Annotated in this window: 11 protein-coding genes and 1 other RNA gene; 11 read left to right on the forward strand and 1 reads right to left on the reverse strand. The window is 37.0% G+C overall.

Annotated elements, in window-relative coordinates:
• Window positions 1-150: 150 nt before the first annotated feature.
• The 3 genes from ACFTQ7_RS07370 (at window position 151) to ACFTQ7_RS07380 (ending at window position 3,580) form a co-directional block, all read left to right on the forward strand.
• Window positions 151-345: an endonuclease gene (locus ACFTQ7_RS07370; RefSeq protein ID WP_079560000.1), complete on the forward strand. Its 195-nt coding sequence runs from the start codon at window positions 151-153 to the stop codon at window positions 343-345.
• A gap of 597 nt (window positions 346-942) precedes the next feature.
• Complete coding sequence (locus ACFTQ7_RS07375; RefSeq protein ID WP_386827943.1) at window positions 943-1,326, forward strand: YppE family protein; 384 nt, start codon at window positions 943-945, stop codon at window positions 1,324-1,326.
• A complete protein-coding gene (locus ACFTQ7_RS07380) occupies window positions 1,301-3,580 on the forward strand; it encodes a DEAD/DEAH box helicase (RefSeq protein WP_386827944.1) in 2,280 nt (759 codons plus the stop codon). Before ACFTQ7_RS07375 ends, ACFTQ7_RS07380 begins: the two co-directional genes overlap by 26 nt.
• A 166-nt stretch (window positions 3,581-3,746) precedes the next feature.
• On the opposite strand, the gene ACFTQ7_RS07385 is transcribed toward ACFTQ7_RS07380, so the two are convergent.
• Window positions 3,747-4,337, reverse strand: coding sequence for a copper amine oxidase N-terminal domain-containing protein (locus tag ACFTQ7_RS07385; RefSeq protein WP_386827945.1), 591 nt, complete (start codon window positions 4,335-4,337; stop codon window positions 3,747-3,749).
• Window positions 4,338-4,995: 658 nt separating this feature from the next.
• On the opposite strand from ACFTQ7_RS07385, the gene ACFTQ7_RS07390 reads away from it, so the two are divergent.
• From ACFTQ7_RS07390 to ACFTQ7_RS07425, 8 genes are all read left to right on the forward strand, one after another.
• A complete protein-coding gene (locus tag ACFTQ7_RS07390; protein WP_386827946.1) occupies window positions 4,996-6,252 on the forward strand; it encodes a ribonuclease H-like domain-containing protein in 1,257 nt (418 codons plus the stop codon).
• Window positions 6,253-6,369: 117 nt separating this feature from the next.
• Entirely contained in the window at window positions 6,370-6,663 is a 294-nt protein-coding gene (gpsB, locus tag ACFTQ7_RS07395; protein WP_386827947.1) for a cell division regulator GpsB, read from the forward strand.
• Between the two features lie 60 nt (window positions 6,664-6,723).
• Window positions 6,724-7,104, forward strand: an RNA gene (gene rnpB, locus ACFTQ7_RS07400) — RNase P RNA component class B.
• Window positions 7,105-7,859: 755 nt separating this feature from the next.
• Window positions 7,860-9,599: a putative bifunctional diguanylate cyclase/phosphodiesterase gene (locus ACFTQ7_RS07405; RefSeq protein WP_386827948.1), complete on the forward strand. Its 1,740-nt coding sequence runs from the start codon at window positions 7,860-7,862 to the stop codon at window positions 9,597-9,599.
• Between the two features lie 3 nt (window positions 9,600-9,602).
• Window positions 9,603-10,739, forward strand: a complete 1,137-nt coding sequence (locus ACFTQ7_RS07410) for a THUMP domain-containing class I SAM-dependent RNA methyltransferase (protein WP_386827949.1) — start codon at window positions 9,603-9,605, stop codon at window positions 10,737-10,739.
• Between the two features lie 85 nt (window positions 10,740-10,824).
• Window positions 10,825-12,732, forward strand: a complete 1,908-nt coding sequence (locus tag ACFTQ7_RS07415) for an ATP-dependent DNA helicase (RefSeq protein WP_386827950.1) — start codon at window positions 10,825-10,827, stop codon at window positions 12,730-12,732.
• A 257-nt stretch (window positions 12,733-12,989) separates the two neighbouring features.
• Entirely contained in the window at window positions 12,990-14,420 is a 1,431-nt protein-coding gene (locus tag ACFTQ7_RS07420) for a sensor histidine kinase (protein WP_386827951.1), read from the forward strand.
• Window positions 14,413-14,991: an ANTAR domain-containing response regulator gene (locus tag ACFTQ7_RS07425; RefSeq protein WP_241747145.1), complete on the forward strand. Its 579-nt coding sequence runs from the start codon at window positions 14,413-14,415 to the stop codon at window positions 14,989-14,991. The genes ACFTQ7_RS07420 and ACFTQ7_RS07425 overlap by 8 nt, the downstream gene beginning before the upstream one ends.
• Window positions 14,992-15,038 lie beyond the last annotated feature (47 nt).

Genomic DNA, 15,038 nt, shown 5'->3' on the forward strand with positions numbered 1-15,038 from the left:
AGTTTCAAGACAAGAGAATTTACTAGACTAGGTCAACTAATCTTTATCGAAATACTTCTTCTTTCAGCTAACTTACGCTTATTTTGTCACGCATGAAGGTAATTTTATACATACGAGGAATACATAAATTAAAGCAAAGGAGGCGTTATTTTGAACAAGTTAAAACAATTAGTTGCGCAGTTGGATCTGGTCAATCAATTACTGTTAACAAGAGTGTCTTTGGAAAACAATGCACAGAGTATGCATTTTTTTGAACAGCTCAAATCTGTTAGCCAGAAAGTAAGCTTAGCAGAAAAGAACTGGCAAGTAAAGAATGCTTGTTCGCCTATTAGTAGTGAAAAATGATAGACTTTGGTACACTTATCTCATATGCAGTGTAACTAACTCAATATGAGCATTTTTCATACAGTATTTGTCACCTAGAGTGATATGTTTGATTAGACATTTACTGAAACAGGGGACTCCTTGGTCAAAGATGTGAGTGGGACGAGGGCTAAAAAGCATACGTTTTGTGATAAAGGCTTCGGGATTGTGGAACGAAAATCAATCCCGCGTTATGGTGATGAGGCATAAATAAAGACTTCTATCTATTGTTGGGAGAAATTACTCATATAGCATAAATTATTTTGTAGATGAATTTTAAGATAGCAGGTTCGAAACTAGCTTATAATGAGATTATGCGTTTATATTAATGTAGTTCAATCTGTATTTTAAGTAGTACTAACCTAATAATAAAAATATATTTTAACGCTCATCGCCAAAAATTTTGGGAGACATTTTTTTAAATGTATGCCGTGTTATAAGGCTTGGAGCACCTATAGAGGAACAAAGTGTGACTAATGCCCAAACGGCTTATCAAATGTCCTTAGCAAGTGCCCAGTTGGAACGGAAATCCACCCATTTTGGTGATGAGCCTTAATTGAATAAGAAGAGGTGCGAAATTTGTTATTATTACAGCAAACTTCCAAATTAATAGATGAATGTGAAAAATGTGTTTCACGCTTCTGGCAAATGCGTGAGGAGGATCGTACTCCCGACTTTTTTGAGGAGGTTAAGCCACACGCAGATATCATTCACCAACTTTTAAAAGAATGGAAACAAGAGGCGAATGAGTGGATTCAAAAAAATCGACCAAAATATATGCATACACAACAAATTGCTTCAGCGGCAGAATCGATGGAGCAATTTGTTGTGCAATCCTTTTATAAGGAAACAAGTAAAAAGCGTTTTTTAGATGCGATTCATTCAACCTCGTATACGTTGGAAATTTTAGAACGGGTAGTGAAGGAGACACAATCAGATGTTATCGAAAAAAAGGACCATTAGTGAACTGTTAAGCGAGTGGAGATATGATGAGGAATTGAAGGAACGCATAGTACACTGGCAAACGCTTGAAGGGCGAGAGGCTAAATATGCACCTTTCCCTGCAAACTTACATCCTTCACTTGTAAAGGCTCTTCAATCAAGAGGAATTGAACAACTGTATACTCATCAACGTCAGGCATTTGATTATGCAATGGAAGATGTTTCATTTACTGCTGTAACACCAACTGCGTCTGGAAAATCATACTGCTACCATTTACCGGTACTTCAAAAAATATTAGAAGATAAAAATTCACGTGCTATTTATTTATTTCCAACGAAAGCTTTAGCGCAGGATCAAAAAAATGATTTAAATGAATTAATCGAACAAAGCGGTGAAGAAATATTAAGCTATACGTATGATGGGGATACTGCGCCAGGCATTCGTCAAAAAGTACGTAAGGCAGGGCATATTGTGATGACAAACCCGGATATGCTTCATTCGGGGATATTGCCACATCATACGAAATGGGTTTCACTATTTGAAAATTTACAGTATATCGTCATTGATGAGTTGCATACATATAAAGGTGTGTTTGGCTCACATGTTGCGCATGTTATTCGAAGGTTGAAGCGTATTTGTGAGTTTTATGGTAGTAAGCCGATTTTCATTTGTACATCAGCAACCATTAAAAATCCAAAGGAGCTGGCGGAAGCTTTAACAAATGAGAGTCATGCCTTAATTAGTGATTCTGGAGCGCCTGTTGGGAAAAAGACTTTTCTTTTTTATAACCCACCGATCGTCCATAAAACATTTGGCGTACGTCGAAGTGCTGTTTTGGAGGTGAGTGACCTCGCTAGAAGATTATATACAGCAGGTATTCAAACCATTATTTTTGCGAAAAGTCGTGTGCGAGTAGAAATGATTGTGACGTATTTAAAGGAGCTTACACGCAATAAGCTTTTAGATGAATCAGTGCGAGGTTATCGTGGTGGTTATTTACCCTCTGAGCGACGTGTTATTGAACGAGGGCTTCGCGACGGTACTATTCAAACCGTAGTGAGTACAAATGCGCTAGAATTAGGCGTCGATATTGGCCAATTACAAGCATGTATTATGACAGGGTATCCGGGAAATATCGCAAGTGCGTGGCAGCAAGCGGGTCGTGCTGGCCGTCGTCAGGACGAGGCGCTAATTATTTATGTAGCACAATCAGCCGCACTTGATCAATATGTAGTGAACCATCCACTCTTTTTACTTGGTAGTGCACCTGAGGAAGCGCGTATTTATCCTGAAAATATGTTAATTTTAATGGATCATTTGAAATGTGCAGCGTTTGAGCTACCATTTTCCACGCATGATACGTATGGTGAATATGAGATTCAGGAGTTACTTGACTATTTAGCGGAGGAAGGCGTTGTTTTTAAAACGAGTGAGAAGTGGCATTGGATGAGTGAGCGTTTTCCAGCACATGATATTAGTCTTCGATCTGCTTCGCAAGAAAATGTTGTGATCATTGATATGACTGTCCCTGCACAAACAAAGGTTATTGGTGAAATGGATCGTCATAGTGCGATGACATTACTACATGAAGAGGCTATTTATTTGCATCAGGGCATTCAATTTCAAGTAGAAAAGCTTGATTGGGACGAAAAGAAAGCCTTTGTACGAGAAGTAGATGTTGATTATTATACTGACGCTAATCTAGCAGTTGAGATGAAGGTGCTAGAAGAAGATCGGAGCCGAGAATATAAAGGTGGCATTATTAGCTTCGGTGATGTTGGCTTAGTCGCACAGGCAACGATATTTAAAAAAATACGCTTCGGTACACACGATAATATCGGTTCTGGTCCTATTCACTTACCACCAGATGAAATGCATACGAATTCATCGTGGCTATCATTCAACAGAGTAGACCAGTGGTCCGAAGCTGAATTAACAGATGCGATGACTGGAGCAGCTTATGCAATGAACGCCTTTATTCCGATATTTATCCAATGTGACAGCAGCGATGTAGCTGTCGTACCTCAGGTAAAGGCATCTCACAATGAAATGCCAACATTCTTTGTTTATGATAAGTATCCTGGTGGTATCGGCTTAAGTGAAAAGGTTTATGACTTATGGGAAAGTCTTTTAGTCAAAACCTTAGAGCATGTTTCGAATTGTCCTTGTGATTCTGGGTGTCCATCATGCATTGGAGCACAAGACAGTTTGCAGGAAGGGAAGAAGAGGATAATAGAACTTCTTCGGATCTTAAATCAAATTAATCAAAATTAAAAAGAGGGCTTAAGGAATAACTAAGTTATTTCCTCAAGCCCTCTTTATTTATCAGTTTTAAGATCATCTTACGGTTACGAGATTGCGATGTTGAATAAGACTTACTAGAAAGGTATATAAAATCAGCACGAAATAATAGGCTGCCTACCCTAGCAATTCATACTAATTATTTTGTTGTAATATATACAGCGCCATCAAACGTAATACCTGCACCTAGTGTTTCGCTTACAAAACGTAAAGGCACCATAGTTGTACCTTTATAAATTTCAGCTGCATGATTTAAATTAATTGCAGTTGTAACGCCGTTTGAATTAACGTAAGCTTTTTTATTTCCAATGCCAATGACAATTTTTTTATTATCTTTGTGTGCAGTCACTTTTTTTGTTGCGTTGTCATAAGTAACAGTTGCCCCAAGTGATACAAAAATAGCTTTCATAGGAACTAAAGTTGTTCCGTTTTTAATATAAGCACTTGGGTTGTAATATTGCTTAACGTTATTGATATATACATCTACAGTTGTAAGCACAGGTTCTGGTTTGCTTTGAGGTGTTGGCGTTTTTTGATTTATATTGGTAGAAGCCTTTACCTCGTTGCCTTTATTATGATAGTGATAACCTGAGCAAAGACCTTTTGCTTTAGACTTTTCAGAACAGTTATGACCACCATTACTATCAAGACGACCTGGGTGTGCATCAGCCGTTAAGGATGTCGCCATAAACAAAGACAACATTGTAATAAATAAAACTAATTTCTTCATAAATATCCTCCTGTTAACAAAATATGTAATTATTATACTATTAAACGGGTTATATTTACAATATTTTGCTGCGAATATTAGTTTTCATATGGAAGAAATCTATTAAGCGATGATCTAATCAAAGTTAACGTTCTCGTATTTGATAAAAGAAAATAGACAACAATAATATTTATCTATTTGGTTGAATGGGGTGAATATCATTTCTCTACAGAAGATTTTGGCGTATGTGTATCATTTAAAAATGACGGCACAGTATGGTATAAATCTGAAAACCTCTTTAATTTCCCCATTTCTTATTTATTTTTTCTTTTCCTATGCATGTGTGCAGATAATTTGAATATCTTGTTTTTATGTTCCTTAATCCGGTTGTGCTAATTAAGTGTCAATTTCACTATTTTCAATTATTCATTGTATTCTAAAACATCCTAACTGTACCGTATAATCACATCATCCACTTGGTTTCATATTGTATAACCATTTAAATCTACACGCGGAAAGCTGCTATGAAACGAAAGAAAAGTGATAAGAACACTCGTCTAGCCTTACTACTTTTACCTTCTTTTTGTGCAGAAGCTAAAAGATGAGTTATGATTGCAATAAGTGAAGAAAAAATACTATAAGTTAAAGCAATATAAAATGCAGAAAATGAGTGAATGTAATGTCTTACGAAAATAAAATTTTACAAATGAAAAAAATGCTCGGTAAAAAAACGACAACAACTATAAAAAAAGAGGCTAAACCTGCTTTTCAAAAACCTGTATCTCCAAGCTATACAGAGCAGTGGGAAAAAGCGGGACTGACAGTTGTAGAAAATGAATTCGGTATTGTATTTAAACGGCAAGTGCGTTATCCATTTAGTTATCAGCACGGTCATTATAAATTGCAGTCATTTTTTGACGCGTTAGTAAAATGGAAAGAGGCAAAGTTCGAACATCCATATGCGTTAGAAAAAAATGAAAAAGTATTATTTTTTGATACGGAAACGACTGGCTTAAAGGGTGTAGGCACACAAATTTTTCTTCTAGGTTTTTTAGAAGTGTCAGAGGAAGATGAAAGTTTTATTTTAACTCAATATCTTTTAGCGGATCCTGCTCATGAAGCAGCGTTACTTTTTGAATCAAAGCTTTGGCAAAAAACTGCGACGATTATTACTTACAATGGAAAAAGCTTTGACTGGCCACAACTTGAAACACGTTGGACGCTCCACCAAAAAGAATTACCTAAGCTACGTACACAACGTCAAATCGATTTATTGCATAGTTCGAAGCGTTTATGGAAAAATGATATGGAACGAATGAAATTAAAATCTGTGGAAGAAGAGAAGCTTGGTTTTTCCCGCATTGGAGATATACCTGGATATCTTGCACCTATAATATATTTAGATGCCATTAAAAGCGGTGTTCCAGATGCACTGATGAAAGTCCTTCTTCATAATGAATGGGATTTACTTTCACTGATTACGCTTTATGTCCATTCTACAAATTTGCTATTTGAAGGGACAAGCGAAGAATCGGCTAAAACGTTTACAAATATCGGTAAGTGGTATGCCGATTTAAAAGAGAGTTCGCAGAGTGTAAAGATTTTAGAGAAAGTTACGACCCAATTTGATGCACTTGAAGCGGGAAATGCACAATATTATTTGGCCATACAGCATAAAAGAAATAAAAAGTTTAGTGAAGCAATCGATGCATTTGTGGCTTCTCTACATTTTGTTGATCAACGAAAAAAGTTGCACGTATTAGAACAGCTAGCTATGATATATGAGCATCAAATGAAAGATTATGACCAAGCCCTTTATTATACGCAAGAGGGTATAAATTTAATAAAGAAGAATGAGCAATGGAGAGTAGATCAAAAGCAAAAATGGGAAATTTCTTGGGAGAAGAGGTTGCTCAGGTTAGGAAATAAGAAATAATTTCCTGGGCAAGCGCAAGAAACGACAAGTTTTGCCTTACATTTGATGTTTTCAGACGATATAATGTGATGAAGTATGCTATAATTAAACGACGTAGTGTGAGGAAGGGCGATGTGAATGGATATTAAATTAACGTCAAAAATGATCCTTGAAAAGGAATTTAAGAAAAACTTTAAAGGCTACAATGTAGAAGAAGTCGATTCATTTCTTGATGAGATAATACAAGACTATGAAACGTTCGAAAAAGCGGTGGCCCAACTTCGTGAAGAAAATAAACAGTTAAAAGAAGAAATTGATAATACACCTAAGAGACAACCTGTCGCATCGACAGCTGGTACGACTAACTTTGATATTTTAAAACGTCTTTCTAATTTAGAGAAACACGTCTTTGGTAGTAAGTTGTACGAATAAATTTTTATCAATAATGTTGTATTTATCATAAAACTCTAGTATAATCTTTTTATCATCATGAAATTCTGGTAATCGCTGCGGCGCTAGACGTCGTAGAGGAAAGTCCATGCTCGCACGGTTCTGAGATGACCGTAGTGTTCGTGCTTACTGAAAAAATAAGGTAAGGCAGCTGTAAAAGCTGACGGCGGAAGGAAAACCTAAGTCTTTATGATATGGTTGAAACTTCCTGAAAGTGCCACAGTGACGTAGCTTGTTTGGAAACATGCAAGGTGGAACGAGGTAAACCCCACGAGTGAGAAACCCAAATTATGGTAGGGGCACTCTCTAAAAGGAATTGAACGGATAGAGGGACAGAGTTCGCTCTGTAGATAGATGATTACTACCCGGTCGTACGAGGCGATAGCTGTTTGAGTACTCGGGAACAAAACATGGCTTATGGAATTTTTTGATGCTTATTATGAAATGACAAGCGCTCTCCAATTTGGTGGAGAGCTTTTCTTTTGACTATAGTAAGAAAAAATTACTTGTGAAGCATGTCTAAACATGCGCGATATACGTTTGAGAATAAGGCTGTACACTGTTGGTCATGCCTCTGTCACTACGATTCGAAACAAAAACATCTAGATCAATTATGTCTTGGCATAATTGTGTCCGGAATCGGTTTTGTGCTTAGGCCTGCACGAGGGCCGACACGATGTCGGTCATTTCGATAATGCCACAGGATGTGGCGTTTTTACCGATGCAGGTCAGTTAGCCGTTATCGCATGGATGCGATGATTTTAGGCTAACATCCCCTAAGAACTCCTTACCGATTCTGTGACATCCGCCGGAGGCTTCAGGCCAACATGAAGTTGGTCACTCAGTCGTGTGTTGCTGTCGCTTCGCTTTCGCACAGATAAATTGCCACAGGACGTGGCGTTCTTAGACTGAGTTCCTCTATTTCAGCGGGTGTTTGGACACACGCTGAAAAGTAGCTTAAATTAGCATACATCTCACCACCTATAGAGGTGGGAGACTTCTGTAACGGACGTTTCGCGTACTAGCTGAAGCTTTGCTTTCGCTACAGAAAATATTTGCTGAAAGAAGTTAAACTGTTATCGCAACGATGTACATATTGTCTACATACGAGTAGACTGGCGCAAAAGCGCTTTTCTAAAAAATGAGGGTAGTATAGAGAGATAGGATGGAGCGGAATCATGAGCGGAGTGAACGATAGTCTGGAGAAGCTAAATTCGATTTCCAAATATCCTACTGCCTTATTGACAAAAATCTTCGAAAATGTATCTGAAGGGATTATGATCACGGATAAACACAAAAGAATAGAATTGGTTAATCCTGCATTTGAATTTGTAACTGGCTATAAACGTGATGAAGTGATGGGTAAAACACCAGCCGTTCTACAGTCAGGTGTACATGAATTACAATTTTATTTAGATATGTGGCAAATGATACGACAAGAAGGCATTTGGCAGGGGGAAATATGGAATCGTCGTAAAACCGGAGATGTATATCCAGAATGGTTAACAATTGTCGGTGTAGCTGACGATGAGGGTGAGATTACAAATTACTGTGGCATTTTCTCGGATTTGTCTGAAAGAAAGATCGTAGAAAATGAACTAGAAAAGCGTTTGTTAACGGACTCATTAACGGAAGTATCAAATCGATTTGCTTATATTGAAAGAATGGATAATTTATTAGAATCAACTTCTACTATCTCTCATTCAGTACAGCATGCAGTCTATTTTTTAGACTTAGATCGATTTAAACAAATTAATGATACGTTAGGTCATGCTGTTGGAGATACGATGCTAGTAGAAGTAGCAAAACGCTTAAAAACATTGTTGAAAAATAAAGATATTATCGCTAGATATGGCGGTGATGAGTTTATTATAACGTTGACAAACGTAAAAAGTGCTAAAGAAGCTGCAAATTTTGCTGAACAAATTATAGGTATTATTGAACAGCCTTTAGATATTAATGGCCAAGATATTTTTATTTCTACAAGTATTGGCATCAGTATGTATCCAATTGATGGTGAAACAACAGAGCAATTGATTCATTGTGCTGACAAGGCGATGACGTATTCTAAAAAGAATGGTCTTAACGACTATGCATTTTATTTTGATGAATTGAAGACGGACTCTCAGCGTGTTTTATTATTAGATTCGGAACTACGGAGAGCCATTGAAAGCCGGGAATTTGAGCTGCACTTTCAACCTAAAATATCTATGGAAAATGAAAAGATACAAGGGGTAGAGGCACTTATTCGCTGGAAAAGTGAAAGTCTAGGATTTGTCTCTCCAGCAGAATTTATTCCTTATGCGGAGGAAACAGGATTAATCATACCTTTAAGCGAAGTAATTATAGAAAAAGCTTGTGAAGCAGTTATAGAGATGCGTCAATCTGGCTATAAGACCCCTGTTGCCATCAATATTTCCAGCATTCACTTTAAGCAACAAAACTTTTTAGACTCTGTTCAAGCGATATTAGAGCGTTACAACACACCTGCTAACAATTTTGAAATCGAAGTTACAGAACGAACAGTGATGAACAGCGCAAATGAAACGGTTAGCAAGCTTGTGCGACTGAAGAAAATGGGCTTTAAAATTTCTATTGACGATTTTGGGACAGGCTATTCGTCTCTTAGTTATTTAGTTCGTTTTCCCCTCGATTATTTAAAAATCGATCGAAGTTTCATTCAGCATATTGGCTCACTCGATGAAAAACAAGCAGTAGTGGATGCGATTATTCAAATGTCGCATCGTTTAAAAATGAAAGTTGTTGCTGAAGGTGTAGAACAAGCACAACAAGTGGATATACTACGTAAAATGAACTGTGATATAATCCAAGGCTATTATTACAGTAAACCTTTACCACTTCATGAACTTATGGAGTTTCTGGAGTATTGGGAAATTGAACATCAAGGAAGGAATTAGTGTATGGCAAACTATAAATTAGTAGCAACTGCTGCAATGGGATTAGAGTCGATTGTGGCACAAGAGGTAAAGGCACTAGGCTATGAAACAACAGTCGATAACGGTAAAGTGTATTTTGAAGGTGACGAGACGGCCATTGCACGAACAAACTTATGGCTACGTGTAGCAGACCGAGTAAAAATTGTTGTAGGCCAGTTTCCTGCTAAATCTTTTGAACAATTGTTTGAAAGTGTAAAAGCGTTACCTTGGGAAAAATATTTACCCGTTGATGCAGCTTTCCCAGTATCGGGGAAGTCTGTAAAATCAAAATTATTTAGTGTACCAGATTGTCAGGCTATTACCAAAAAAGCTATAGTAGAGCGCATGAAACAGCATTATAAGCGTTTAGGATTTTTAGATGAATCTGGTGCAACTTATAAAATTGAAGTTTCAATCTTAAAAGATGTGGCTACACTTACTATTGATACATCGGGTGTTGGCTTGCATAAGCGTGGGTATCGTCAAGCACAGGGTGAAGCACCATTAAAAGAAACATTAGCAGCCGCACTCGTACAAATTTCAAAGTGGAATCCAAATCGACCATTCGTTGATCCATTTTGTGGTTCAGGCACAATTGCTTTAGAAGCAGCAATGCTTGGACAAAATATTGCACCGGGCTATAATCGTGAATTTATTTCAGAGGAATGGCCATGGATGAAGGCAAAAATTTGGGATGCAGTGCGAGATGAAGCTGATAGCTTAGCGAACTATGATCAACCATTAGAAATTTTTGGGTCAGATATCGATCATCGCATGGTGAGTATTGCACAAGAAAATGCACTAGAAGCGGGCTTTGGTGATATGATTACGTTCAAGCAAATGCAAGCACGTGATTTTACAACACAGCTAACAGATGGTGTTATGATTGGTAATCCACCATATGGGGAGCGAATTGGGGACATTGAGATCGTGGAGCAGGTAATTCGTGATTTAGGAAAAGTCATGAAAAACTATCCGACTTGGTCTGTGTACATGTTATCCTCAATGAAAAACTTTGAGGAACTGTACGGTCATCAATCGACAAAGAAACGTAAATTATTCAATGGCTTTATTGAAACGAATTATTACCAGTTCTGGGGACAAAAGTCTAAAAGAGATTAACGAATGATAACGGAAGATAAGATTTTTTCTTATCTTCCGTTTCGTCGCGTATAATAGGACCAGATAGTTAGAGGGGGAGCGTCAATTGCGTAAATCTTTACCATTTGTATTAACGAAGGACCGCTCATTTTTTGAGTCATTAGGTGACTGGATGGGGGACGTCCTTTACGATGAATTACCTGAAAAGGGCTTTGAATGCCGTGATGAGCAAATCTTTATGGCTTATCAAATCGAGCAGGCCTTAAAAGAGAAAAACGTGCTTTTTGCAGAGGCAGGGGTAGGGACTGGTAAAACAATTGCCTATTTACTACCGGCTGTATCTTATGCACGCTATACTGGTAAACCAGCCCTTATCGCATGTGCTGATGAAACCTTAATTGACCAGTTAGTAAAAGAGGGCGGCGATATTTATAAGCTACAAAAAACGTTAGGTCTTGAAATCGATGTCCGCCTAGCAAAGTCACGTGACCAATATTTATGCTTAAAGCGTTTTGAGGAAGCTGAGAAAGTCGAAACTGATGAATGGATTGATGATATTTCGTTTTCTATACCTGATGGAGTGTATGCACAGGGCTCGATGATTGCAATACAACCCTATGGTGAACGAAGCGATTATCCAACAGTCAGTGATGAAGATTGGCAAAAAGTAAATTACAACTCGATTATGCAGTGTTCAGTATGTGACCTACGTAATCGATGTGGTCAAACATTACATCGTGCACATTATCGTAAATCAGCGGATCTCATTATTTGTTCACAAGACTTTTTGATGGAACATTTAGCTACAAAGGAGTCACGTGAACGTGAAGGGCAATTAGCTTTATTGCCGGATGTATCAATGATCGTGCTAGACGAAGGTCATTTATTAGAATATGCTGCACAAAAAGCAATGACGTATAAAGTACAGGCGACAACTATTGTTCAATTGTTAGAGCGTTTAATGGTAGATGGTGTGCGAGAACGTACATTATATGCGATGGAAAAATTACAAGATGACCATGAGCTATTTTTTGACCAACTGCGAGACGATCTAGTCGCTTCTGAAGAAGAGCGTAAACGTATTAACAAATCGCCAAATCTATTGAAATACGGGAAACAACTTATTCAAGATGTCGAAACATTACTTGAGGAATTTGTTTTTGAATCTGAAATGTATATGATTCCGGAGTATGAATTAAATATGGCAGAGGAGTATTTAGAACAATACGAGGCTTCTTTACGTATTTTTATAGCACAGGGAGATGCAGTAGATTGGTTAGAGGAAACTGATGGGGAAGAAACGCTTGTCATTATGCCGCGTCTTATCACAGAAGTTTTAGCAGAAAAACTATTCTCTAAAAAACTTCCAATCATATTTTCTTCAGCAACTTTATCAGTGAAAAAAGATTTTTCATATATTGCCTATAGTTTAGGAATTCGTGATTATCAATCGTTTTCTGTTCCTTCTCCATTTGATTATGAAGAAGTTATGCGAATTTATTTACATGAACTTTCTCAAAAGGAGAAAACGTCGCGGGTTCAACAACTATTACGTGACGGTGAAAAAACTTTAATTTTATTTAAATCCAAACAAGCAATGTTAGATTTCAAAGCGGAACTACCTCTTATGGAACGAATGTATGTAGCGTTTGAAGGGGATCGTGAACTGTCAGGAATTGTTCGTGATTTCCAAGAAGGCACGATTAAAACATTATGCTCCTATCATTTATGGGAAGGTCTAGATTTGCCGGAGGAGGCATTAACACGGGTTATTATTTTTGATTTACCGTTCCCTCCACACGATCCATTATTTGATGCGAAACGTACATTTGCAGAAAATCCATATGAAGAAGTGGAATTACCATTTATGCAACTTCGTTTACAGCAAGGAATGGGGCGTTTAATTCGTACTTCAAACGACCGCGGAGATATCCATATTTTAATGAATGAAGAAGAGGCAAAGCAGCGTGAAACATTTGAAGATATATTAGCTGTTACCCCAGAAATAAAGTAGGAAAAAGCGAGTTTGCACCTGTTGCATTCTCGCTTTTTTTTATATATTAAAATAACTTTTTTATCGTGGGATAATGTTGGGTTTGAAAAAAGTGTTGAATATTTCTCTTTTAAGCTATATAGTTCTTTGTAATGCAATGAAATTTAATAAAATAAATTATTTTTTTTATTGAAAATAATTTTGCAAAAGGTTTATAATGATGACAAGAAATTTTAGAATAATCAAATTTAATATTTAATTATTCTGTGATAGGGGGCATGAACCTGTCGAACATTCAATCATTGTGTCGAAAATATACGAGCTTATCTGCAACAGATGTAGAGAAGTTAATAGAACTTGAAATTACATTATCGTATTACGCTGAGTTGACAGATTGTTATATGTTCATAGATTGTATGCTGGAAAACTTGCCGCATGCAATTGTTGTGGCAGAGGCATTCCCAAAAACAGAAAGAGGCTTATACGAAAAATCTGTAATTGGCAAATTTGTCTTTGAAAGCTTTGAGCCAGCAGTATTTGCTGCTTTTAAAAATAAAGAAAAATCGTCAATGACTAGAGCAATCACTCAGGAAGGCATAACGGTTGAACAAAACGTTGTCCCTCTCTTTAATGACCAACAACAAGTTATTGCTGTGTTAATCCAGGAAAAAAAGGTGGAAATGAAAACAACACCTAAAGATGATTTCAGGCAAATGCCTTTTGCATTAATTGAGCATATTGTTGAGCCGAACTCTCAACCGATTCCAGTTGTTTCTGATTTGCTAGTGGAATCGATTATTCTTACGAATCATGAAAACAAGGTCATCTATAGCAATCCTGCAGGCTACCGATTTATATTGGAGCTATCCGGACTTGAGCGTTTTGACAACGTTGCTTTGGATGAAATTTTACCTTTTTTACAGGAAATCTATGATAAAGGCGATGATGTCTTTTTCTTAGAAATTACGATTGATCGTAAATCCTTTATTGTAAAGAAAATTCCTATTCGTGATCAACTTAATAAAGTGACACTTCTCATAATTCATGATCTTACAGAGCTTAAGCTGAAAGAAAATGAATTAATGATGAAAACATTCGCTATAAGAGAGATCCACCACAGAGTGAAAAATAATTTACAAACAGTTACGAGTCTATTGCGCTTGCAAATGCGAAATGACTTGTCAGCTTCCAGTGCGAGTGCTTTTCAAGAGGCATTAAATCGTATATATAGTATTTCATCTGTTTATGAACTTATTTTAGAAAATGAGGATAACGCTGAAGAGAAAGTAGATGTTATCGCGTTATCTAAAAAGATTGGTCATAAAATGATTGGCACATTCAACACATCATCTATTCAATTAACCTTTCATCACGATAATATACAGTTATTTTGTCATTCTAAAAAAGCTGTTTCGCTCGCATTAATCATTTGTGAGCTACTGCAAAATGCACTGAAATATGCTTTTATTGGTCGTGAAGAGGGAACAATCGATATCCAATTTGAAAAAGATGCATCTTCTATTTCACTTCATATTTCTGACAACGGCGTTGGAATGCAAGAGGTGAAGGCATCGTTTGGAATGGAGATTATAACGAGGCTTGTTGAACATGATTTAGCTGGCATATTTTCAATTATCCCTAGTGAACAAGGTACACATACTCAAATCCAGTTCCCTGTAAGTGAGGAGGTATTTATCCTAAATGACTAGGAAAGTTATGATTGTCGAAGATGAGTCCCTTATTGCAATTGATTTAAAGTTTATGTTAGAGGATAATGGCTACGAAGTGGTAGCACAAGCGAATAATGGAGAATCAGCAATTGAGTTGGCTTTTACACATAAGCCGCAGTTAATCTTAATGGACATTAAAATGCCAAAGCTAGATGGTTTAAAGGCAAGTAAAATTATTGAACAGCAGCTCGGTATACCAGTGCTATTTATATCAGCTTATAGTGAAAAAGAATTGTTACTGTATATGAAGCAGGATAATATTTTAGGCTATGTAATGAAACCGTTTTCTGAGAAGAATGTCCTTCCGGCGTTGGAAGTGGCATTTCACCAGATTGATAAGTTCAACCGTTTAAACGGGGAATTGCTGCATAAACAGACAGAATTAGAAAAGCGAAAAATAATCGAACGAGCAAAAGGTTTGCTCATGAAGTCAGAGAACCTTAGTGAGGACGAAGCTTATAAAAAAATTCGAAGTGAAAGTATGCAGACTCAACAGGAAATGGCGCTTATTGCAAGGCGCATTATCAATACTTTACAAGTAAATAGTTAAAGCAAAGACGCTTTAAAGGGATTTCCTCTTTAAATGCGTCTTTTTTT

The organism is Lysinibacillus sp. NPDC056959, from assembly GCF_042674095.1.
Classification (GTDB): Bacteria; Bacillota; Bacilli; order Bacillales_A; family Planococcaceae; genus Lysinibacillus; species Lysinibacillus zambalensis.